Source organism: Streptomyces sp. NPDC028635 (genome assembly GCF_040637635.1).
GTDB lineage: Bacteria > Actinomycetota > Actinomycetes > Streptomycetales > Streptomycetaceae > Streptomyces.
Genome location: NZ_JBEZWX010000020.1, coordinates 1 through 22,800 on the forward strand (window position 1 = coordinate 1; position 22,800 = coordinate 22,800).

18 protein-coding genes are annotated in these 22,800 nt (G+C 70.2%); 13 read left to right on the plus strand and 5 right to left on the minus strand.

Annotation, left to right across the window (positions count from 1 at the left end; all coding sequences use genetic code 11):
• Positions 1 to 290: 290 nt before the first annotated feature.
• From AB0E88_RS21435 to AB0E88_RS21445, 3 genes are all read left to right on the plus strand, one after another.
• Complete coding sequence (locus AB0E88_RS21435) at positions 291 to 986, plus strand: response regulator transcription factor (protein WP_361632636.1); 696 nt, start codon at positions 291 to 293, stop codon at positions 984 to 986.
• A gap of 163 nt (positions 987 to 1,149) precedes the next feature.
• Positions 1,150 to 4,251, plus strand: coding sequence for an efflux RND transporter permease subunit (locus AB0E88_RS21440; protein WP_361632638.1), 3,102 nt, complete (start codon positions 1,150 to 1,152; stop codon positions 4,249 to 4,251).
• A gap of 78 nt (positions 4,252 to 4,329) precedes the next feature.
• The gene (locus AB0E88_RS21445; protein WP_361632640.1) at positions 4,330 to 6,534 is read left to right on the plus strand and encodes a PQQ-binding-like beta-propeller repeat protein; all 2,205 of its coding nucleotides are present in this window, start codon (positions 4,330 to 4,332) and stop codon (positions 6,532 to 6,534) included.
• Between the two features lie 19 nt (positions 6,535 to 6,553).
• Here AB0E88_RS21445 and nadA read toward each other — a convergent pair whose 3' ends face one another.
• Positions 6,554 to 7,738 (minus strand): quinolinate synthase NadA, encoded by a 1,185-nt coding sequence (gene nadA, locus AB0E88_RS21450; protein WP_361632642.1) that lies wholly within the window; start codon positions 7,736 to 7,738, stop codon positions 6,554 to 6,556.
• Between the two features lie 270 nt (positions 7,739 to 8,008).
• Between nadA and erpA the strand changes: the two genes are divergently transcribed.
• The gene (erpA, locus tag AB0E88_RS21455; RefSeq protein WP_009188190.1) at positions 8,009 to 8,365 is read left to right on the plus strand and encodes an iron-sulfur cluster insertion protein ErpA; all 357 of its coding nucleotides are present in this window, start codon (positions 8,009 to 8,011) and stop codon (positions 8,363 to 8,365) included.
• A 72-nt stretch (positions 8,366 to 8,437) separates the two neighbouring features.
• Here the strand turns inward: erpA and AB0E88_RS21460 are convergent, their stop codons facing one another.
• Positions 8,438 to 10,006, minus strand: a complete 1,569-nt coding sequence (locus tag AB0E88_RS21460; protein ID WP_361632644.1) for a hypothetical protein — start codon at positions 10,004 to 10,006, stop codon at positions 8,438 to 8,440.
• 172 nt (positions 10,007 to 10,178) lie between these two features.
• Positions 10,179 to 10,388, minus strand: a complete 210-nt coding sequence (locus tag AB0E88_RS21465) for a hypothetical protein (RefSeq protein WP_361632646.1) — start codon at positions 10,386 to 10,388, stop codon at positions 10,179 to 10,181.
• A gap of 130 nt (positions 10,389 to 10,518) precedes the next feature.
• On the opposite strand from AB0E88_RS21465, the gene AB0E88_RS21470 reads away from it, so the two are divergent.
• Positions 10,519 to 11,493 (plus strand): carbohydrate kinase family protein, encoded by a 975-nt coding sequence (locus tag AB0E88_RS21470; protein ID WP_361632648.1) that lies wholly within the window; start codon positions 10,519 to 10,521, stop codon positions 11,491 to 11,493.
• Positions 11,494 to 11,552: 59 nt separating this feature from the next.
• Here AB0E88_RS21470 and AB0E88_RS21475 read toward each other — a convergent pair whose 3' ends face one another.
• Positions 11,553 to 12,932 carry an aminotransferase class V-fold PLP-dependent enzyme gene (locus AB0E88_RS21475; RefSeq protein WP_361632650.1) on the minus strand — a complete coding sequence of 460 codons (1,380 nt, stop codon included), beginning with the start codon at positions 12,930 to 12,932 and terminating at the stop codon, positions 11,553 to 11,555.
• A gap of 258 nt (positions 12,933 to 13,190) precedes the next feature.
• Between AB0E88_RS21475 and coxB the strand changes: the two genes are divergently transcribed.
• From coxB to AB0E88_RS21495, 4 genes are all read left to right on the plus strand, one after another.
• The gene (gene coxB, locus AB0E88_RS21480) at positions 13,191 to 14,150 is read left to right on the plus strand and encodes a cytochrome c oxidase subunit II (protein WP_361632652.1); all 960 of its coding nucleotides are present in this window, start codon (positions 13,191 to 13,193) and stop codon (positions 14,148 to 14,150) included.
• On the plus strand, positions 14,147 to 15,886 hold the full coding sequence (ctaD, locus tag AB0E88_RS21485; RefSeq protein WP_361632654.1) for a cytochrome c oxidase subunit I: 1,740 nt from the start codon (positions 14,147 to 14,149) through the stop codon (positions 15,884 to 15,886). Before coxB ends, ctaD begins: the two co-directional genes overlap by 4 nt.
• Positions 15,883 to 16,281 carry a cytochrome c oxidase subunit 4 gene (locus AB0E88_RS21490; RefSeq protein ID WP_361632656.1) on the plus strand — a complete coding sequence of 133 codons (399 nt, stop codon included), beginning with the start codon at positions 15,883 to 15,885 and terminating at the stop codon, positions 16,279 to 16,281. The genes ctaD and AB0E88_RS21490 overlap by 4 nt, the downstream gene beginning before the upstream one ends.
• Positions 16,282 to 16,433: 152 nt before the next feature.
• On the plus strand, positions 16,434 to 17,693 hold the full coding sequence (locus AB0E88_RS21495) for an Ig-like domain-containing protein (RefSeq protein ID WP_361632658.1): 1,260 nt from the start codon (positions 16,434 to 16,436) through the stop codon (positions 17,691 to 17,693).
• A 127-nt stretch (positions 17,694 to 17,820) separates the two neighbouring features.
• Here AB0E88_RS21495 and AB0E88_RS21500 read toward each other — a convergent pair whose 3' ends face one another.
• On the minus strand, positions 17,821 to 18,222 hold the full coding sequence (locus AB0E88_RS21500; RefSeq protein ID WP_361632660.1) for a hypothetical protein: 402 nt from the start codon (positions 18,220 to 18,222) through the stop codon (positions 17,821 to 17,823).
• A 179-nt stretch (positions 18,223 to 18,401) separates the two neighbouring features.
• Here AB0E88_RS21500 and AB0E88_RS21505 point away from each other — a divergent pair, with 179 nt between their 5' ends.
• The 4 genes from AB0E88_RS21505 (at position 18,402) to AB0E88_RS21520 (ending at position 22,602) form a co-directional block, all read left to right on the plus strand.
• Positions 18,402 to 19,022 (plus strand): heme-copper oxidase subunit III, encoded by a 621-nt coding sequence (locus AB0E88_RS21505; protein WP_361632662.1) that lies wholly within the window; start codon positions 18,402 to 18,404, stop codon positions 19,020 to 19,022.
• Between the two features lie 78 nt (positions 19,023 to 19,100).
• A complete protein-coding gene (locus tag AB0E88_RS21510; protein WP_361632664.1) occupies positions 19,101 to 19,913 on the plus strand; it encodes a c-type cytochrome in 813 nt (270 codons plus the stop codon).
• Positions 19,910 to 20,968 (plus strand): Rieske 2Fe-2S domain-containing protein, encoded by a 1,059-nt coding sequence (locus AB0E88_RS21515; protein ID WP_361632666.1) that lies wholly within the window; start codon positions 19,910 to 19,912, stop codon positions 20,966 to 20,968. Before AB0E88_RS21510 ends, AB0E88_RS21515 begins: the two co-directional genes overlap by 4 nt.
• Positions 20,965 to 22,602: a cytochrome bc complex cytochrome b subunit gene (locus tag AB0E88_RS21520; RefSeq protein WP_361632668.1), complete on the plus strand. Its 1,638-nt coding sequence runs from the start codon at positions 20,965 to 20,967 to the stop codon at positions 22,600 to 22,602. Before AB0E88_RS21515 ends, AB0E88_RS21520 begins: the two co-directional genes overlap by 4 nt.
• Positions 22,603 to 22,800 lie beyond the last annotated feature (198 nt).

A 22,800-nucleotide genomic window follows, 5' to 3' on the forward strand; every position in this document is an offset into this window, starting at 1 on the left:
CCGCCCGCAGCGGCCGGCACCGAGACACTGAGCGCTCGTCGGGAACGGGCGGCCGGACCGAGGACGGACACCCCCCACCCCGGCCCCGACTCACGAACCGCCAGTAGGCGCGACGCACGCCACGACGCGACCGCAACGGGCCGCCGCAGGCACAAAAGGGGCGCGGGGAACTGCGCGACCAGCCCCCACCGGCCCGCAGACGAACGGCATGCCCCACGCACCCCCAAACGAACGCCGCCCCCACGCACCCGCAGCCAAGCGACCCGCCCCCCCATGCCATCCTGACCCCCATGACCACCCCCATCCGCGTCCTCCTCGCCGACGACCAGGCCCTGCTCCGCAGTGCCTTCCGCGTGCTCGTCGACTCCGAGCCCGACATGGAGGTGGTCGGCGAGGCGTCCGACGGCGCCGAAGCCGTCGCCCTCGCCAAGGAGCACCGCGCCGACGTCGTCCTCATGGACATCCGCATGCCCGGCACCGACGGCCTCGCCGCCACCCGCCTGATCAGCGCCGACCCCGATCTGGCCGGCGTCCGCGTCGTGATCCTCACGACCTTCGAGGTCGACGACTACGTCGTGCGATCCCTGCGCGCCGGAGCCTCCGGCTTCCTCGGCAAGGGCTCGGAACCCGACGAACTCCTCAACGCCATCCGCGTCGCCGCCGCCGGCGAGGCGCTGCTGTCGCCCGCCGCCACCCGCGGCCTCATCGCCCGCTTCCTCGCCCAGAGCGACCCGGCCGACGGGGACGGCGACCGCGACTCCGCCCGCGCCGACCGCCTCGCCGCCCTCACCGTCCGCGAGCGCGAGGTGCTGGTGCAGGTCGCCGGCGGCCATTCCAACGACGAGATCGCCGAGCGCCTCGAGGTCAGCCCGCTCACCGTGAAGACGCACGTCAACCGTGCCATGGCCAAGCTCGGCGCCCGCGACCGCGCCCAGCTCGTGGTGATCGCCTACGAGTCCGGCCTGGTCCGTCCACGGGTGGAGTGACCTCAACCCGGCCGTACTGCACCCGGAGTATGCGCCGCATAAGGAAACGGGACCTGCGGCCTACGGAACGGCACCCGGGCATGCCACAAGGTGAGAGGGCCACGCTTCTGCCGCTCGCAGAAGCCACCGCTTCTGCCGCTCACAGAAGGAAGACCCTGACGCCATGTCCTGGCTGTCCCGATTCAGCCTGGCACAACGTGCCCTGATAGGCCTGATGTCCCTCATCGCGCTGGTGTTCGGCGCGATCGCCATCCCGCAGCTGAAACAGCAGCTCCTGCCCACCATCGAACTGCCGATGGTCTCCGTCATCGCTCCCTACCAGGGCGCCTCCCCTGACGTCGTCGAGAAGCAGGTCGTCGAGCCGATCGAGGACCGCCTCGACGCCGTCGACGGCATCACCGGCGTCACCTCCAAGGCCGGCGAGGGCAACGCCGTGATCATGGCGTCCTTCGACTACGGCAACGACACCAAGCGGATCGTCGCCGACGTCCAGCAGGCCGTGAACCGCGCCCGCGTCCAGCTCCCGGACTCCGTCGACCCGCAGGTCGTCGCGGGCTCCACCGACGACATGCCGACCGTCGTCCTCGCCGTGACCTCCGGCAAGGACCAGCAGGCCCTCGCCGACCAGCTCGACAAGACGGTCGTGCCGGCGCTGAAGGACATCGACGGCGTCGGCCAGGTCACCGTCAGCGGTGTGCGCGACCTCCAGGTCGCCGTCACCCCGGACGACGCCAAGCTGGCGGCGGCGGGTCTGACCGCGCAGTCCCTCGCCCAGGCCCTCCAGGCGGGCGGCGCGACGATGCCGGCCGGCGCCTTCGACGAGGGCGGCCACAACCGCACCGTCCAGGTCGGCGGCGGCTTCACCTCCCTGGAGCAGATCCAGAACCTGACGATCCCCGCCCGGGACGGTCACCGGGCGGCCCGGCTCGGCGACGTGGCGACGGTGAGGCAGCAGGAGGCCCCGGCGGACTCCATCACCCGCACCGACGGCAAGCCCAGCCTCGCCGTGATGGCCACCATGGACCATGACGGCAGCGCCGTGGCGATCTCCGACGCGGTCAACGACAAGCTCCCGGACCTGCGCAAGGACCTCGGCAAGGACGCGACGATCACCGTCGTCAGCGATCAGGGCCCGGCGGTGTCCAAGTCGATCTCCGGCCTGACCACCGAGGGCGCGCTCGGCCTGCTCTTCGCGGTCCTCGTCATCCTGGTCTTCCTGGCGTCGATCCGCTCCACCCTGGTCACCGCGGTCAGCATCCCGCTGTCCGTCGTCCTGGCGCTGATCGTGCTGTGGACGCGCGACCTGTCCCTGAACATGCTCACCCTGGGCGCGCTGACCATCGCCATCGGCCGGGTCGTGGACGACTCGATCGTGGTGCTGGAGAACATCAAGCGCCACCTCGGCTACGGCGAGGAGCGCCAGGAGGCGATCCTGAACGCGGTGCGCGAGGTCGCGGGCGCGGTCACCTCCTCCACCCTCACCACGGTCGCCGTGTTCCTGCCGATCGGCCTGGTCGGCGGCATGGTGGGGGCCCTGTTCGGCTCGTTCAGCATCACGGTGACGGCCGCCCTGCTGGCCTCGCTGGTGGTGTCGCTGACGGTCGTACCGGTGCTGTCGTTCTGGTTCCTGCGCGCCCCGAAGGGCACCCCCGAGGACGCCGAGGAGGCCCGCCGCAAGGCCGAGGAGAAGGAGGCGAACAGCCGCCTCCAGCGCTTCTACGTCCCCGTCCTGCGCTTCGCCACCCGCCGCCGCCTCACCAGCGTGCTCATCGCCGTCGTCGTCCTCGTCGCCACCTTCGGCATGGCGCCGCTGCTGAAGACGAACTTCTTCGACTCCGGCGACCAGAAGGTCCTCACCCTGAAGCAGAAGCTCCAGCCGGGCACCAGCCTGGCCGCGACCGACGCGCAGGCCGAGAAGGTCGAGCGGCTGCTCGCCTCCACCGACGGCGTCAAGGACTACCAGGTCACCATCGGCTCCTCCGGCTTCATGGCGGCCTTCGGCGGCGGCACCGACAGCAACCAGGCCTCCTACCAGGTCATGCTGGAGGACTCCGCGACGTACGACGACGTGCAGGACCGCATCGAGACCGGCCTGAAGAAGCTCCACGGCATCGGTTCGACCACCGTGTCCGCCGGTGACGGCTTCGGCAGCCAGGACCTCAGCGTGGTCGTGAAGGCCGCCGACGGCAGTGTCCTGCGCACCGCCGCGGAACAGGTCCGCAAGACCGTCGCCTCGCTGGACGACGTCACGGACGTCACGAGCGACCTCTCGCAGAGCGTGCCGCGCATCTCGGTGAAGGCCAACGCCAAGGCGGCCGCGGCCGGCTTCGACGACCAGACGCTGGGTGCCGCGGTCGGGCAGGCCGTGCGCGGCACCCCGGCGGCCAAGGCGGTCCTGGACGACACCGAGCGCGACGTCGTCATCACCTCCGCCAAGCCGGCGCGGACGCTGGACGAGCTGCGCAACCTGCGGCTCGGCCCGGTGAAGCTCGGTGACATCGCCGAGGTGAAGCTGGTGGACGGACCCGTCTCCATGACCCGGATCGACGGACAGCGCGCGGCGACCATCACCGCCAAGCCGACCGCCGACAACACCGGCGCGGTCAGCGCGGACCTCCAGTCGAAGATCAAGGCGCTGAAGCTCCCGGCGGGTGCGACGGCCGAGATCGGCGGCGTGACGCAGGACCAGGACGACGCGTTCAAGAACCTCGGCCTGGCCATGCTCGCGGCGATCGCGATCGTCTTCATGCTGCTCGTCGCGACGTTCCGCTCGCTGGCCCAGCCGCTGATCCTGCTGGTGTCCATCCCGTTCGCGGCGACGGGCGCGCTCGGCCTGCTGGTCGCCACCGGCACCCCGATGGGCGTCCCCGTGATGATCGGCATGCTGATGCTGATCGGCATCGTGGTGACGAACGCGATCGTCCTGATCGACCTGATCAACCAGTACCGCGGCCAGGGCTACGGCGTCGTCGAGGCCGTGATCGAGGGTGGCCGCCACCGTCTGCGTCCCATCCTGATGACGGCACTGGCGACGATCTTCGCCCTGCTCCCGATGGCGCTCGGGGTCACCGGCGAGGGCGGCTTCATCGCCCAGCCGCTCGCCGTGGTCGTCATCGGCGGCCTGATCACCTCCACCCTGCTGACCCTCCTCCTCGTCCCGACGCTCTACGCGATGCTGGAGCTCCGCAAGGAGCGCCGTGCGAAGAAGCGCGCCGCCAAGCGGGAGGCGAAGCCGCAGGAGGAGCTGGAACCGGCCGGGGTCTGACCCCCGGCGGATGCAACGGCACCGCTGCCTATCCTGTGACCCTGTGCTGCTGAACGGGGGAAGGGGAGTGGGGGAGCGGTGCCGCTGCGCAAGGATGACCCCAGGTCGGTCGGCGGGTACCGGATCGTCGACCGGCTCGGGGCGGGCGGCATGGGTGTCGTCTACCGCGGCCGGTCGCGTTCGGGCCGTGAGGTCGCCGTCAAGGTGGTGCACGCCCAGTACGCCGCGGACGGTGTGTTCCGGGCCCGTTTCCGGCAGGAGATCGCGGCCGTCCGAAGGGTGAGCGGCGCGTTCACCGCGCCCGTGGTGGACGCCGACCCGGAGGCCGCGCGGCCGTGGATGGCCACGCAGTACGTGCCGGGGCCGTCGCTGGCCCTGCTGATCCGCACTCAGGGCGCGATCGTGGGACCGGCGTTGCGGAGCCTGGCCCTGGGCCTGGTGGAGGCGCTGCGCGACATCCACCGCGCCGGGGTGGTGCACCGCGACCTCAAGCCCGGCAACGTCCTGATGGCCGACGACGGGCCCCGGGTCATCGACTTCGGCATCTCCCGGGCGGCGGGCGACCAGACGCTGACCGAGACCGGGCATCTGATGGGCACCCCGCCGTTCATGTCGCCGGAACAGCTCACGGACGCCCGCTCGGTGGGCCCGGCGTCGGACGTCTTCTCGCTGGGCGCGCTGCTGGTGTTCGCGGTGACCGGGCGCGGCCCCTTCGACACGGACAGCCCCTATCTGACGGCGTACCGGGTCCTGCACGAGGAGCCGGAGCTCGGGGCCGTACCGCGTCCGCTGCGGGACCTGCTCGCCCGCTGTCTGGCCAAGGAGCCGGCCGACCGGCCCGCACTGGACGTCCTCGCCCGGGAGTTCGCCGCCCTGCTGCCGGAGGAGACGCCGGACGACCGGCTCACGATGGACCTGGGCCGTGCCCCGGCTCCGGAGGCCGCCGGCGAGCGCCCCCGGCGCCGTGGCCGTGCGCCGGCGATGACGGCCGCCACCGTCGGCACGGTCGGCCTGGCGCTCACGGCGTATCTGCTGTGGGGAGGCGCAGGCGGCACCGAGCGCACCGCGGCCCGGTCGTCCGCGACGGCTTCGCCGGCCGCGCGGTGGGGGGCGGTGCCGCAGGGCTGGCATCCGTGGCGGACGACCCTGCACGACCCCGCCACGGGGGGCGAGGACGGATCGCGGATGCTCAGCGGCGGGATGACGGACGCGGCGTCCTGCCGGGCGAGCGGGGGCGACCTCTACTGCGGCGGCTCCGCGGTCCGCCCCAAGCGGATCGACGGCCGCACCGGTGCGATCCGCTGGCGGGCCGCCCTGCCGCGGGGACTGCCCCTCAACCGGTACGAGTCCCATGTGCTCGGCGTGCGCGACGGGGTCGTGGTGGCGGTGCAGACCGTCAGCAGCGTCTCGCAGAGCCCCACCGTCACCGAGGTCGTGGCACTGGACACGCGCACCGGCCGGCAGGTGTGGTCGCGCGTGGTGACCGCCGACGACGTCGGCCCGGCGATGTCCGCCGGTCTGGTGCTCACCCCGGAGGGCGACGGCCGTACGGTGACGGCGAGGTCACCGCGGGACGGCAGCAAGCGGTGGACGCTGACCCTGCCGGTCAGCGAGCACTGCACCCTGCGCGACGTGGAGGGCAGGCCGTACGCGCAGTGCGGCAGTTACGGGTCCGGGTCCGCGGACGGGCAGCTCGTCGTCGTCGATCCGTCCGACGGCTCGGCCCGCCGGCTGCGCGCGCCGTCCGGCCGGACGATCCTGATGGGCACGGTCTCGGGACGACTGCTCCTCGCCCAGTACGAGGAGGACGTGACCGCCGGTCCCACCGCCGACGTGTCCTGGACCCGCTTCGTGCTGCTGGATCCGGTCACCGGGGCACGCACGTCCGTCAAGGCGGCCGAGGAGTACCGGGGAGGGCTGACGCTGGCGGACGGCAGGCTCTACGTCGCCGGGTCCGCCGGCCGGGTCACCGCCGTGTCGCCCGGGACCGGCCGGCGACTGTGGCAGACCACGACGACGCTGCAGCAGCCGGGGAACGCCCTGGCCGACGAGCGGACCGGCACCGTGTACCTGGCCGGCGGGAACGGGCGGGTGGCCGCACTGGACGGGCGCAGTGGGGCCTTGCTGTGGGAATCCTCCGCGCAGGCGGACCGCGTCGACGGCGACAGCTGGACCAAGCCCGGGGCGGTGACGAACGACGGCACCCTGGTCGTGGACACCCCGGACGGCACCGTGTTCTCCCTCGACCCGGCTCACCCCGACCGCAGGCCCGCGGCGGGGTGAGCGGGATCGCCGGGACCGGCTACGGCAGCGCCAGCATCCGTTCCAGCGCCAGCTTCGCGAACGCCTCGGTCTCCTTGTCGACCTCGATGCGGTTGACGAGCTTGCCGTCGGCGAGGGACTCCAGGGCCCACACGAGGTGCGGCAGGTCGATGCGGTTCATCGTGGAGCAGAAGCAGACGGTCTTGTCGAGGAAGACGATCTCCTTGCCCTCGGGGGCGAAACGGTTCGCCAGGCGGCGGACCAGGTTCAGCTCCGTGCCGATGGCCCACTTGGAGCCGGCCGGGGCGGCCTCCAGCGTCTTGATGATGTACTCGGTCGAGCCGACGTAGTCCGCCGCGGCGACGACCTCGTGCCGGCACTCGGGGTGGACGAGCACGTTCACGCCGGGCACGCGCTCGCGCACGTCGTTGACCGAGTCCAGGCTGAAGCGGCCGTGCACCGAGCAGTGGCCCCGCCACAGGATCATCTTCGCCGCGCGCAGCTCCTCGGCGGTCAGCCCGCCGTTCGGCTTGTGCGGGTTGTAGAGCACGCAGTCCTCCAGGGACATGCCCATGTCCCGGACGGCGGTGTTGCGGCCGAGGTGCTGGTCCGGCAGGAACAGCACCTTCTCGCCCTGCTCGAACGCCCACTCGAGGGCGCGCTGCGCGTTGGAGGAGGTGCAGATCGTGCCGCCGTGCTTGCCGGTGAAGGCCTTGATGTCGGCGGAGGAGTTCATGTACGACACGGGCACCACCTGCTCGGCGATCCCGGCCTCGGTCAGCACGTCCCAGCACTCGGCCACCTGCTCGGCCGTCGCCATGTCGGCCATTGAGCAGCCGGCGGCGAGGTCGGGCAGGACGACCTTCTGGTCGTCGGAGGTGAGGATGTCCGCGGACTCCGCCATGAAGTGCACACCGCAGAACACGATGTACTCGGCCTCCGGCCGGGCGGCGGCGTCGCGGGCCAGCTTGAAGGAGTCGCCCGTGACGTCTGCGAACTGGATCACCTCGTCCCGCTGGTAGTGGTGACCGAGCACGAAGACCTTGTCGCCGAGCTTCTCCTTGGCCGCGCGGGCGCGCGCCACCAGGTCGGGGTCGGACGGCGACGGCAGGTCACCGGGGCACTCGACGCCCCGCTCGCTCTTCGGGTCGGCCTCGCGGCCGAGCAGCAGCAGGGCGAGGGGGCTCGGCTGCACGTCGAGCTCCGGGGTCTGGGCGGTGGTCACGACACGCACCCTTTCTACTTTTCGTCGAACTGACGCTATATATCATAACGGCTTCACGTCAGTTTGACGATGGCCCTCATGTCGATGTGACGTGAATCCCCATGCCCGGGTGTCCTCTCCCGCCGCGGGCCGCTGTGCGCCCACCGGTGCGTGTGCGAGCATGAAAAAGAGCCGAGGACGAAAGAACCGGGGACGTCCCGGAATGAATCCGTGGCCCTGCCGGTTGCACACGTCGGCAAGCAGTCTCCGTACAACCTTGGAGAGATGTAGATGTCCGTATCGGACGAGACCAGCACCGTGACCGACGGCATCGTCCTGACCGACGCCGCCGCGTCCAAGGTCAAGGCCCTGCTCGACCAGGAAGGCCGTGACGACCTCGCCCTGCGCGTCGCCGTCCAGCCCGGCGGCTGCTCCGGCCTGCGTTACCAGCTCTTCTTCGACGAGCGGTCCCTCGACGGCGACGTCGTCAAGGACTTCGGCGGGGTCAAGGTCGTCACCGACCGGATGAGCGCCCCGTACCTCGGTGGCGCCACCATCGACTTCGTGGACACCATCGAGAAGCAGGGCTTCACGATCGACAACCCGAACGCGACCGGCTCCTGCGCCTGCGGCGACTCCTTCAGCTGAGCCGCGCCGCACAGCCGGCACAGCGGAAGGCGGCGACCCCCGGGTGGGGGTCGCCGCCTTCGTGCGTACCGGCTACCGGGGGTCGGCCGGCAGCCGCGCCCCCACCTTCTGCAGCGGAATCCCGTGGCCGTCCGGCCCGACCACCCCGCGGTCGCCCAGCGGCTCCTTCAGCTGCACCGTGCGGTGGTAGAACTTCGCGATCATCGGGCAGATCTTGTCCTTCCACGGATGCGCGGTCACCGTGACCACCACCCGGTCGGTGCTCTCCCGCGCCGTCACGTCGTACGACGCGCACACCCCGCCCGTGAACGTCACGGTCAGCTCCCTGCCCTCGGCCGTGTAGCCCTCGGCCCGCACGCCGTACGGCGCCGGGGCCGAGCCGTTCGCGGGCCCCGTCGGCCGGGGGCTGGGCCGCCCGGTCGGCTCACCGGGCGGCGCCGACGGCGGCGTCGAGGGCCGGGCCGGGGTCAGGTACTTCGGGTCGAGCGCCGGATACGTCACCGTGGAGTCCTCCCGGGCGCCCGCCGGCCGCACCTGGAACAGCCAGGACGGGACCAGCACCTGCCGCCCCGCCGAGTAGTGCGTGGCCAGCCCGAACACCGCCTTGCGCACGGTGACCACCTCCCGCTGCCCCGCGCCCGGGGACCGCCCGCAGGGCGCCTCCAGCCGGTCTTTCAGCGGTACCGGACTGGCGCAGCCGCCGATGCCCATCCGGTGCTCGGTACTCGTCCCCGGCGCCGCGTTCATCAGCGCCAGCGTCCGCTCCGCGCTCAGCACGGGATAGGTGTCGCCCTTGACCGGTGTGCGCAGCATCCCGCTGCCGCCGACCACCTGCCCCTGAGCGTCGACGATCACCCCGGTGGTCCAGCCGTAGGTGGGCAGCCCGCCGATCTCCGGGTCCGCGTTCACCGCCCGGCGCACGCCCATCACCTGGCTCGCGTCCAGCTTCGCGTCGTCCTGGCCCACCGCCTTCAGCACCGGCGCGGCCGCCTTCTCGGCCACCGCCACGCTCACCGGGTCCCCGGCGCCGGCGGTCCCGGCCTGGCCCGGCGCGCACACGGACCCCTTGCAGTTGTCGGTGCCGGGCGCGAACCGGGTGAACGTCCACGTCCCGGGCGCCTGCCGGTTCACCTGGAGCATCGGTCCGGCACCGTCCTTGCTCGTGCCCACCCGCCAGGTCTGCCCCTCGGCCACCGGCGCCCCCTCCAGGCCGAGCGCCTTCGCCAGCCGGGCCACGTCCTCGCGGGGCACCTCGCCCGCCGCCCGGTACACCGGCGCCGAACCGGGCCCCTCGGGCAGCGTGCCGCCGGCCCGGTAGGTCACGCCGTACGGATTCGGCTCCCCGGGCGCGATCCCGTTCGTGCCGCCGGTCCCCGGGGACGCCGGCCCCGTACCGGCCGCGTAGTCGTCGAGTGCCAGGGGCGTCGGCGAGCCGTTCTTGCCGGACGCCCCGGCTCCCTGTGAGCCGCCGGCGGCGTTCGCCGCGAGATACGCCCCGCCGCCTCCGACCAGCAGCACCGCGGCCGCCACGGAGGCGACGGCCAGCGGAGACCGCCGGCGCGCGGCGCCCCGCTCACCGATGGTCCCGTGCTCCTCGGGGCCGGCCGGTGCGTCGTCGTTGTCGGGTCGCTCGGTGTTCACCGCATCGCTCCTTCGGCTGCGCAGCTGTCCCTCAACCCTGACCAGGCCCTGTCAAAGGTGCCTGCTGGAGGGTCGTATCGCCCGTCCCCTTTCCGGGGGACAGCGATGGGACGCAGCGGGGGAGCGTACGGTTCCCTTCCGTACGCCGAGCCGGACGCGCGGGCGCGCGCCGTCAGTCGCCGTAGTCCGACATCGCCTCCAGCAGCCTGGCGGAGGTGTCCGGAACCCGCACGCCGTGGATGTGCGAGGGAGGTACGGGACGGGACGCGGCCCGCTCGGGGGTCGCCCAGTGCGGAGCCATCCGGGCGCTGTCACCGATGAGCGAGGCCAGGCCGCCCTCCGGGTCGGCGGGCGCGGTCCGCGGGAACTCGAGGTTCGTCATAACGGAACCGTAGGCACCGGCCGCGCCGCCGGGAAAGATCTACTATCGGGTAGTTTCGTCCACTGCGCAGCCGGCCCTCCAGCGGGTAGCGTGAACTGTCAATCCCCCTCCACACAGGAGCGTCCACGCCGTGCGCATCGCAGTCACCGGCTCCATCGCCACCGACCACCTCATGACCTTCCCCGGCCGCTTCGCCGACCAGTTCGTCGCGGACCAGCTGCACACGGTCTCCCTCTCCTTCCTGGTCGACCAGCTGGACGTACGGCGCGGAGGGGTCGGCGCGAACATCGCCTTCGGCATGGGCCAGCTCGGCACCCGGCCCGTCCTCGTCGGCGCCGCCGGGGCCGACTTCGACGAGTACCGGGCCTGGCTGGACCGGCACGGCGTCGACACCGGCTCGGTCCGTATCTCCGAGACGCTGCACACGGCCCGCTTCGTGTGCACCACCGACGCCGACCACAACCAGATCGGCTCCTTCTACACCGGCGCCATGAGCGAGGCCCGCCTCATCGAGCTCAAGACCGTCGCCGACCGCGTCGGCGGCCTCGACCTCGTCCTGATCGGCGCCGACGACCCCGAGGCGATGCTGCGCCACACGGAGGAGTGCCGCTCCCGCGCCATCCCCTTCGCCGCCGACTTCTCCCAGCAGATCGCCCGGATGAGCGGCGACGAGATCCGGATACTGCTGGACGGCGCGACGTACCTGTTCTCCAACGAGTACGAGAAGGGCCTCATCGAGAACAAGACCGGCTGGAGCGACGAGGAGATCCTCTCCCGCGTCGGCCACCGCGTCACCACGCTCGGCGCGCGCGGCGTGCGCATCGAGAAGGCCGGCGAGGACGCGATCGAGGTCGGCTGCCCGGAGGAGGACCGCAAGGCCGACCCGACGGGTGTCGGCGACGCCTTCCGGGCCGGCTTCCTGTCGGGCCTGGTGTGGGGCGTGTCCCTGGAGCGGGCGGCGCAGGTGGGCTGCATGCTGGCGACCCTCGTCATCGAGACGGTGGGCACGCAGGAGTACCAGCTGCGGCGCGGCCACTTCATGGAGCGCTTCACGAAGGCGTACGGCGACGAGGCCGCCTCGGAGGTCCAGAAGCACCTGTCCTGAACGCCGGGCGGCCTTTCGTCCTGGTCGCGGGGGGCGCCGGGGGATGTCCCCGGCCCCCTTCAGCTCACCCGGCGCACCAGGTAGGCCGTCCCCTTCACAGCCGGCTCCTCGCCGGCGTACTCCTGGCCGCGCATCTCGCACCACGCCGGGATGTCCAGGCGGGCCGCCTCGTCGTCGGAGAGGACACGGACGGTGCCGCCGACCGGTACCGTGCCAATGACCTTGGCCAGCTCGATCACCGGCAGGGGGCAGCGCTTGCCGAGGGCGTCCACGACCAGTTCGTCCCCGGTGACCGCCGCCACGGCCGGCGCCGGCGCCCCGAGCTGCTCCCGGACGCCCGCCACCGCCTCCGGCAGCACCTGAAGGAACCGCTCGACCTCCTCCTCCGGCGTCCCCGGGGGCAGCGACACCCGGACGTTGCCCTCGCTCAGCACGCCCATCGCCTTCAGCACGTGGCTCGGCGTCAGGGTGCTCGACGTACAGGACGAACCGGACGAGACGGAGAAACCCGCCCGGTCCAGCGCGTGCAGCAGCGCCTCCCCGTCGACATAGAGACAGGAGAAGGTGACGATGTGCGGCAGCCGCCGCTCCGCGTCGCCCACCACCTCGGCGTCCGGCACCAGTCGCGGCACCGCCGCCCGGATCCGGCGCGTCAGCTCCCGCAGCCGTACCGCCTCCTGGGCCGCCTCGGCGCGCACGGCCCGCAGCGAGGCCGCCGCCGCCACGATCGCCGGGATGTTCTCGAAGCCGGCCGCCCGCCCCGACTCCCGCTCGTCCGGCGGCCCTTGCGCCGCGAACCGCACCCCCTTGCGCACGGCGAGCAGCCCCACCCCGGACGGCCCGCCCCATTTGTGCGCGCTCGCCGCCAGCAGCGACCAGTCGCCCTCGACGGGTCCCCACGCCAGCGACTGGGCCGCGTCCACCAGCAACGGCACCCCGGCCGACCGGCACGCCGCGGCCACCTCGGCGACCGGCTGCACCGTCCCCACCTCATGGTTGGCCGCCTGCAGACACGCCAGCGCGGTGTCCTCCCGCAGGGCGGCGCCGTACGCCGAAGCGTCCACCCGGCCGCCCCGGTCCACGCCCACCTCGGTCACCGTGCCCCCGTCCGCCCGGTGCGCCTCGGCCGAATGGAGGACAGAGGAGTGTTCGACAGCCGACACGATCAGGTGACGTCCGACGCGCCGCCGCCCGGCCAGCGCCCCCGCGACCCCCGTATGAACGGCCCGGGTCCCCGACGAGGTGAACACCAGCTCATCGGCCCGGCACCCCACGACTTCGGCGGCAGCCTCCCGCGAGGCGTCCAGCAGCATCCGCGCCCTGCGCCCTTCCCTGTACAGCCGGGCAGGATCCGCCCACCCCTCATCCAAAGAGGCCAACAGCGCCTGACGAGCAACGGGATGGAGAGGAGCACCGGAAGCAGCGTCGAAGTAGCCCATACGGCAACGTTAGAACCACGGTCAGGGCAGCATCCCCAGGGGCGCGGGGAACTGCGCGACCAGCCGCGACGGGCCCGCACCCGCCAATCCAGCGAACCCACGGAGTGACTAGGCACCCCTCCCCGCGAACCCTCGGAGAGCGTCGGCTAGGGTTTGGTCCGCATAAACATCCAAACCCCTGCCCGACGCAGGGCGGCGACCGACCAGCGAGAAGGCCGCAGCCGAACAGCGCGGGCGAGACTCTCGGGAAGGCGCTACGTGAGTCCCAACGGCTCCGACCGCTCGCCGCGGCGCCCGATGCGGCGGAAGCTGCTGCAGGCACTGACCGCGGGCCTGGTCCTGGCGACCGCAACCGGTTGCACATACAAGGACTTCCCCCGCCTTGGTATGCCCACCCCGACCACGGAAGAGGCTCCGCGGATCCTCTCCCTGTGGCAGGGCTCCTGGGCTGCCGCGCTCGCCGTTGGCGTGCTGGTGTGGGGTCTGATTCTGTGGAGTGCTTTCTTCCACCGGCGCAGCCGCACCAAGATCGAGGTTCCTCCGCAGACCCGCTACAACCTCCCCATCGAGGCCCTGTACACGGTCGTTCCGATCCTCATCGTCTCGGTGCTGTTCTACTTCACCGCCCGCGACGAGTCGAAGCTGCTCAGCCTCGACAAGAAGCCCGACGTCACGGTCAACGTGGTCGGCTTCCAGTGGAGCTGGTGCTTCAACTACATCGAGAGCGTCAACGGTTCCTCCGGTGACGCCAAGACCGCCCCGGAACTCAACGCGATCCCGGAGCGGTTCACCAAGGCGTTCCCGGCCGGCGCCGGCGGCGTCTACGACTGCGGTGTCCCGGGCAGCCGGAACCCGCAGACGAACAACCCCGGTCCGACCCTCTGGCTGCCCAAGGGCAAGACGGTCCGGTTCGTCCTCACCTCGCGGGACGTCATCCACTCGTTCTGGGTGCTGCCGTTCCTGATGAAGCAGGACGTCATCCCGGGCCACACCAACGCGTTCCAGGTGACCCCCAACGCGGAGGGCACCTTCCGGGGCAAGTGCGCCGAGCTCTGCGGCGTCGACCACTCCCGGATGCTGTTCAACGTGAAGGTCGTCTCTCCCGAGCGCTACGAGCAGCACCTGAAGGACCTCGTCAAGAAGGGGCAGACCGGTTACGTTCCCGCCGGCATCGCGCAGACGGGGCACGAGAAGAACCGGGAGTCGAACGTCCTGTGAGCATCGTCAACGAACCCCAGGGTGCCTCGGCGGCCGACAAGCCGTATTACGAGGACGAGCTGCCGGTGCGGCGCAAGCAGCCCGGCAACGTCGTGGTCAAGTGGCTCACCACCACCGACCACAAGACCATCGGAACGCTGTACCTGGTCACGTCGTTCGCGTTCTTCTGCATCGGCGGCGTCATGGCGCTGCTCATGCGCGCCGAGCTGGCGCGCCCGGGCCTGCAGATCATGTCGAACGAGCAGTTCAACCAGGCGTTCACGATGCACGGCACGATCATGCTGCTGATGTTCGCGACGCCGCTGTTCGCGGGCTTTGCCAACTGGATCATGCCGCTCCAGATCGGTGCCCCCGACGTCGCCTTCCCGCGGCTGAACATGTTCGCCTACTGGCTGTACCTGTTCGGCTCGACGATCGCCGTGGGCGGCTTCCTCACCCCGCAGGGTGCGGCCGACTTCGGCTGGTTCGCCTACTCCCCGCTGTCGGACGCGGTCCGCTCGCCGGGCATCGGCGCCGACATGTGGATCATGGGTCTGGCCTTCTCCGGCTTCGGCACCATCCTCGGCTCGGTCAACTTCATCACCACGATCATCTGCATGCGCGCTCCGGGCATGACGATGTTCCGCATGCCGATCTTCGTGTGGAACGTGCTGCTGACCGGTGTCCTGGTCCTGCTGGCCTTCCCGGTCCTCGCGGCCGCGCTGTTCGCCCTGGAGGCGGACCGCAAGTTCGGTGCCCACGTCTTCGACGCCACCAACGGCGGCGCACTGCTGTGGCAACACCTCTTCTGGTTCTTCGGACACCCAGAGGTGTACATCATCGCCCTGCCGTTCTTCGGCATCATCTCCGAGGTCATCCCGGTCTTCTCGCGTAAGCCGATGTTCGGCTACATGGGTCTGATCGCGGCCACCATCGCGATCGCCGGTCTGTCCGTGACGGTGTGGGCGCACCACATGTACGTCACCGGCGGTGTGCTGCTGCCGTTCTTCTCCTTCATGACCTTCCTGATCGCGGTCCCGACCGGTGTGAAGTTCTTCAACTGGATCGGCACCATGTGGAAGGGCAGTCTGTCCTTCGAGACGCCGATGCTGTGGGCGACCGGCTTCCTGATCACCTTCACCTTCGGTGGTCTGACCGGTGTCATCCTGGCCGCGCCGCCGATGGACTTCCACGTCTCGGACTCGTACTTCGTGGTGGCGCACTTCCACTACGTCGTGTTCGGCACCGTCGTCTTCGCGATGTTCTCCGGCTTCCACTTCTGGTGGCCGAAGTTCACCGGCAAGATGCTCGACGAGCGCCTGGGCAAGATCACCTTCTGGCTGCTGTTCGTCGGCTTCCACGGCACCTTCCTGATCCAGCACTGGCTGGGCGCCGAGGGCATGCCGCGCCGTTACGCCGACTACCTGGCCGCGGACGGCTTCACCGCCCTGAACACGATCTCGACGATCGCGTCCTTCGTGCTCGGCCTGTCGATCCTGCCGTTCCTCTACAACGTGTGGAAGACGGCCAAGTACGGCAAGCCGGTCGGCGTCGACGACCCGTGGGGCTACGGCCGCTCCCTGGAGTGGGCCACCTCGTGCCCGCCGCCGCGGCACAACTTCCTCACCCTGCCGCGGATCCGCAGCGAATCCCCGGCGTTCGACCTGCACCACCCGGAGATCGCCGAGCTCGACCAGCTGGCGCACGCCGGCCACGGTGAGAAGGCCATCGCGGGCGGCAAGGAGGCCGGCAAGTGAAGATCCAGGGCAAGATGTTCATCTGGCTGAGCGTCTTCATCCTCGTCATGGCGTGCGTCTATGGCGTGTGGTCGAAGGAGCCGGCCGGTACCACCGCACTCTTCCTGGCCTTCGGCCTGTCCATCATGATCGGCTTCTACCTCGGCTTCACGGCCAAGCGGGTCGACACCGGTGCGCAGGACAACAAGGAGGCCGACGTCGCGGACGACGCGGGCGAGCTGGGCTTCTTCAGCCCGCACAGCTGGCAGCCGCTCGCCCTCGGCATCGGCGGTGCGATCGCCTTCCTCGGTGTCGCGGTCGGCTGGTGGCTGCTGTACTTCTCGGTCCCGATCATCCTGATCGGCATCTGGGGCTGGGTCTTCGAGTACTACCGCGGTGAGAACCGCACCCAGTAACACGCGCTGGACCCCGCTGAGCCCGGACACTCCTCACGGAGCGTCCGGGCTCACGCGTTCGCAGGGGCCCGCGTGTCCGTTCGCCGTAATCCTCTTCACTCAGGAGAGTGACCCCGCGCGCCGCCATTGACGAAGCTTCCTAGCGTGAAGTCATGAGCACGCCTTCCCGCCCCCGCACAGCCGTCGGCTGCACGCTGCTGGTGATCGCCCTGAGCGCGGCCGCCACCGCCTGCGGCTCGGACGGCAACCCGCTCGCCGACCGCCCCTACGACGCGGCCGACCAGATCGCCTTCAACGGCCCCTCAGGGGACGGGAAGAAGGCCGACCCGGACAAGCCCCTGGAAGTCACCGCCGAGGACGACGACCGGATCACGGACGTCACCGCCGTGGACGCCACAGGGCGCTTCGTGGCGGGCGAACTCTCCGCCGACGGCACCCGCTGGCACAGCACCGAGCCGCTGGCCGCCAACGCCCACTACACGGTCCGGGTGAGCACCGAGGACGACGACGGCGCCCCCGGGCGCAAGGTCCTCACCTTCGACACCGGCAAGCCCACGGCGAAGAAGACCCTCACCGTGAAGTTCGGCCCCAAGTCCGGCACCTACGGCGTCGGACAGCCCATCACCGCCGAGCTGAGCCAGCCCATCAAGGACAAGAACCAGCGGGCCGTCGTCGAACGCGCCCTGAAGGTGACCTCCACCCCCGCCGTGCAGGGCTCCTGGTACTGGGTCGACGACAAGCAGCTCCACTTCCGGCCCCAGGAGTACTGGCCCGCCCACGCCACCATCGAGGTGCGCAGCAACCTGGACGGCATCAAGATCGGCGACCGGCTCTGGGGCGGCAAGTCCGCCCCGGTGAAGCTCTCCACGGGCGATCGGGTCATCGCGGTCACGGACGCCGCGGCGCACACGCTGACGTACTACAAGAACGGTGAGGAGGTCGAACAGTTCCCCGTCACCACCGGCAAGCCCGGCTTCGACACCCGTAACGGTGTCAAGGTCGTGCTCGGCAAGGAGTACTTCGTACGGATGCGCGGCACCACCATCGGCATCGCCGAGGGCAGCGCGGACTCCTACGACCTGCCGGTCTACTACGCCACCCGGGTGACCTGGAGCGGCGAGTACGTGCACGCCGCCCCGTGGTCCGTCGGCTCCCAGGGCTACGCCAACGTCTCCCACGGCTGCACCGGCATGAGCACCGCCAACGCCGAGTGGTTCTTCGACCACGTCCGCGAGGGCGACGTCGTCCAGGTCGTGAACTCGGCCGGCGAGACGATGGAACCCTTCGGCAACGGCTTCGGCGACTGGAACCTGGACTGGAAGAAGTGGCGCACGGGCAGCGCCGTCACCAACGCCAAGACCAACACGACCAGCTCCCAGGACGCGGCCCGTCTCCAGCCCAGGGCACTCTGAGCAACCCAGGGGCGCGGGGCTGCACCGACGTGCGGCTCCGCCGCGTGGGCGCGACCGGCCACGGACGGCCCGCAGGCGCCCGAAGGCCTCGCGCCCCGACTCCCCAGGCGCTGGCCGGCCCGAGTCCCTAGGCGCTGGCCAGCCGCTCCGTGCGCAGCAGAGAGGCCAGCGCCCCGGCGAACTCCACGGGCTCCACCGGCAGCGCCACCGCCGCGTCCGCCCGGCTCCACGTCGCCAGCCACGCGTCCTGCGGCCGTGCGATCAGTACCAGCACCGGCGGGCACTGGAAGATCTCGTCCTTGAGCTGCCGGCACATCCCCATGCCGCCCATCGGCACGGCCTCGCCGTCCAGCACACAGGCGTCGATGCCGCCCTTGTCCATCTCCCGCAGGACCGCCTCGGGCGTCGCGCACTCGATGAACTCCACCACCGGGGCGTCCGGCGCGGGCCGCCGTCCCGTCGCGAGCCGTACCTGCTCCCGCGTGTTGGAGTCGTCGCTGTAGACCAGCACCGTGGCGGTCGGCCGCATGGTTCCTCCGAGACGTCAGCGTCGTAAGAGACAAGCCCGTTGCGGCGGATGCTACTCCCTCGCGCAGCCCGTCAACACCTGTTGGAACACCTCTGCGATGGGCCATCCGGGCAGTACACACCCGGGGAACACTCCGAACGGCACCCCCCGGAGTGAGGGCGGGATAAGCGACCGACATAATGTCGGTCGTGGCGACAGCAACGACAGTAGATACCGGGCACGCGCACCCGTCGGTCAATCGGCCGAACCTCACCAGCGTCGGAACCATCATCTGGCTGAGTTCCGAGCTGATGTTCTTCGCGGCCCTCTTCGCGATGTACTTCACCCTGCGTTCGGTGACGGGTGCCGATCACTGGAAGGAGATGGCGCATGCCCTGAACGTGCCCTTCTCCGCGACGAACACCACGATCCTGGTGCTCTCCTCCCTCACCTGCCAGCTCGGCGTGTTCGCGGCCGAGCGCGGGGATGTGAAGAAGCTCCGGGGCTGGTTCATCGTCACCTTCATCATGGGTGCGATCTTCATCGGCGGTCAGATCTACGAGTACACCGAGCTGGTGAAGAAGGACGGCATCTCGCTGTCCTCGGACCCCTACGGTTCGGTGTTCTACCTGACCACCGGCTTCCACGGCCTGCACGTGACGGGCGGTCTCATCGCCTTCCTGCTGGTCCTCGGCCGTACCTACGCGGCCAAGAGGTTCACGCACGAGCAGGCGACCGCCGCCATCGTCGTGTCCTACTACTGGCACTTCGTCGATGTCGTCTGGATCGGCCTCTTCGCCACGATCTACCTGATCAAGTAGCGAGAAGATCCCACGCGCGTTCTCGCAACGCACCACCCAGAAGCATCGACGCTGAAGATCCTGACACCGGGGTAATCCGTGAAAAAGCTTTCCGCACGACGACGCCATCCGCTGGCGGCGGTCGTCGTCCTACTCCTCGCGCTGGCGGCCACGGGGGGTCTGTACGCCGCGTTCGCGCCCGCGGGCAAGGCGCAGGCCGACGACTCCTCCCAGTCCCTCGCCATCGACGAGGGCAAGAAGCTCTACACCGTGGGCTGCGCCAGCTGCCACGGCACCGGCGGTCAGGGCTCCTCCGACGGTCCGAGCCTGGTCGGCGTGGGCGCCGCCGCGGTCGACTTCCAGGTGGGCACCGGCCGTATGCCGGCCTCCACCTCGCAGATGGCCCAGATCCCGCGCAAGAAGAACATCTACACGCAGGCCCAGATCGACCAGATCGCGGCCTACGTGGCCTCGCTCGGCGCCGGCCCGGCCGTCCCGACGAAGCAGCAGTACGGCCCGGAGGGCGCGGACATCGCCAAGGGTGGCGAGCTGTTCCGCACCAACTGCGCGCAGTGCCACAACTTCACCGGCAAGGGCGGCGCGCTGACGAACGGCAAGTTCGCCCCGACGCTCGAGGACGTGGACCCCAAGCACATCTACGAGGCCATGCAGACGGGCCCGCAGAACATGCCGTCGTTCCCCGACACCACCATGTCGGAGCAGAACAAGAAGGACATCATCGCGTACCTGCACGCGGTCAACGGCAGCGAGACGGAGAACCCCGGCGGTCTCGAGCTGGGCGGCCTCGGCCCGGTCAGTGAGGGTCTGTTCGCCTGGATCTTCGGCCTCGGCGCCCTGATCGCGGTCGCCGTCTGGGTCGCCGCTCGGACCGCAAAGGCCAAGAAGTCATGAGTAGCCAAGACATTCCAGAAGAGAACCTGCCCGCAGAGCAGGCCCACGCGCACGGCGCGGTAGGCGTCGCGGACGGCGAGAACCCGTTCGCCGACCCCGGCCTGCCGCCCCACGAGCACCGGATCCAGGACATCGACGAGCGGGCCGCCAAGCGGTCCGAGCGTGTGGTCGCCCTGCTGTTCACGGTGTCGATGCTGGCCACCCTCGGCTTCATCGCCGCGTACGTGACGATCCCGCATCACAAGTCGATCTTCGTCTTCCCGATCGGCCACCTCAGCGCGATGAACTTCGCGCTGGGTCTGACCCTCGGCACGGCGCTGTTCTGCATCGGCGCGGGCGCGGTCCACTGGGCCCGCACCCTGATGTCCGACGTGGAGGTCGCCGACGAGCGTCACCCGATCGAGGCCTCCCCGGAGGTCCGGGCGAAGGTCCACGCGGACTTCCGCCAGGGCGCCAAGGAGTCGGCGCTGGGCCGGCGCAAGCTGATCCGCAACACGATGTTCGGCGCGCTGACCCTGGTCCCGCTGTCGGGCCTGTTCCTGCTGCGCGACCTCGGTCCGCTGCCCGGGACGAGCCTGCGTCACACGCTGTGGTCCAAGGGCAAGCTCCTCGTCAACGTGAACACGAACGAGCCGCTGCGTCCCGAGGACGTCGCGGTCGGTTCGCTCACCTTCGCCAAGCCCGAGGGCCTGGAGGAGCACGACGAGAACTTCCAGACCGAGATCGCCAAGGCGGCCCTGATGATCGTCCGGCTCCAGCCGGAGAACATCAAGGACAAGCGTGAGCTGGAGTGGTCGCACGAGGGCATCGTGGCGTACTCCAAGATCTGCACCCACGTCGGTTGCCCGATCTCGCTGTACGAGCAGCAGACGCACCACGTGCTGTGCCCCTGCCACCAGTCCACCTTCGACCTGTCCGACGGTGCCCGTGTGATCTTCGGTCCCGCCGGTCACGCCCTGCCGCAGCTGCGCATCGGTGTGAACGACGAGGGCTACCTCGAGGCGCTCGGCGACTTCGAGGAGCCCGTCGGTCCTGCTTTCTGGGAGCGCGGATGAGTACTCACGCCAACGAAGCACCCCGCTCACGCGGGAAGGCACCGGCCGGCGAGCGCGTCGCCGACTGGGCCGACGGCCGGCTGGGGATCTACTCCCTCGCCAAGTCCAACATGCGCAAGATCTTCCCCGACCACTGGTCGTTCATGTTGGGCGAAGTGTGCATGTACAGCTTCCTCATCATCATTCTGACGGGTGTCTATCTGACGCTGTTCTTCCACCCGTCGATGAACGAGGTCGAGTACCACGGCACGTATGTCCCGCTGCAGGGGCAGATGATGTCCGAGGCGTTCAAGTCGACCCTGCACATCTCCTTCGACGTGCGCGGTGGTCTGCTCATCCGGCAGATCCACCACTGGGCCGCGCTGATCTTCCTCGCGGGCATGTTCGTGCACATGATGCGCGTGTTCTTCACGGGCGCGTTCCGCAAGCCGCGTGAGGTCAACTGGCTGTTCGGCTTCCTGCTGTTCGTCCTGGGCATGTTCACCGGCTTCACCGGTTACTCGCTCCCGGACGACCTGCTCTCCGGCACCGGTGTCCGCTTCATGGAGGGCGCGATCCTGTCCGTGCCGATCGTCGGCACGTACCTGTCGTTCTTCCTCTTCGGCGGCGAGTTCCCGGGCGGCGACTTCGTGGCCCGCTTCTACTCGATCCACATCCTGCTGCTGCCGGGCATCATGCTGGGCCTGATGGTGGCCCACCTGATCCTGGTCTTCTACCACAAGCACACCCAGTTCGCGGGCCCCGGCAAGACGAACAAGAACGTCGTCGGCATGCCGCTGCTTCCGGTGTACATGGCGAAGGCGGGCGGCTTCTTCTTCCTGGTCTTCGGTGTCATCGCGGTCATCTCCGCGATCGCGCAGATCAACCCGATCTGGGCCATGGGCCCCTACCGGCCGGACCAGGTGTCCACGGGCGCCCAGCCCGACTGGTACATGGGCTTCTCCGAGGGTCTGATCCGCTTCATGCCGGGCTGGGAGATCAACTTCTGGGGTCACACGCTGGTCCTCGGCGTGTTCATCCCGCTGGTGATCTTCCCGCTGGTCCTGGTGGCGATCGCGGTCTACCCGTTCATCGAGGCCTGGGTCACCGGTGACAAGCGTGAGCACCACATCCTGGACCGCCCGCGCAACGCCCCGACGCGCACGGGTCTCGGCGTCGCCTGGATGACGGTGTACCTGACCCTGCTGATCGGTGGCGGCAACGACCTGTGGGCCACGCACTTCCACCTGTCGATCAACGCGGTCACCTGGTTCGTCCGGATCTTCGTCTTCGTCGGACCGGTCCTCGCGTTCCTGATCACCAAGCGGATCTGCCTCGGCCTGCAGCGCCGGGACAAGGAGAAGGTGCTGCACGGTCGCGAGACCGGCACCATCAAGCGCCTGCCGCACGGTGAGTTCATCGAGGTCCACGAGCCCCTCAGCCAGGAGGCGCTGCACACCCTCACCGCGCACGAGCAGTACCAGCCGCTCGAGATCGGCCCCACGGTCGACGAGAACGGTGTCGAGCGCAAGGTGAAGGGCGGAGAGAAGCTGCGCGCCAAGCTCAGCGAGGCGTACTTCGGTGAGGAGGCGCAGGTTCCGAAGCCGACCGCCGAGGAGTACAGGGAGATCACGAGCGGCCACGGCCACCACTGATCGCTGCGTCAGCCACGCCACGGTCGAAGGGCCCCGTCCGGTGTTCGGACGGGGCCCTTCGCCGTGTCCGCCCGGCCACCGTGCCCGCCCGGTCGCCGTGCCCGCCCGGGCTTCCCCGGGGGAGGGGGGGCTGCGGCCTGTACGGCCGCCGCCTGCCGCCGGGCTCCGTCCGGTGTTCGGACGGGGCCCTTCGCCGTG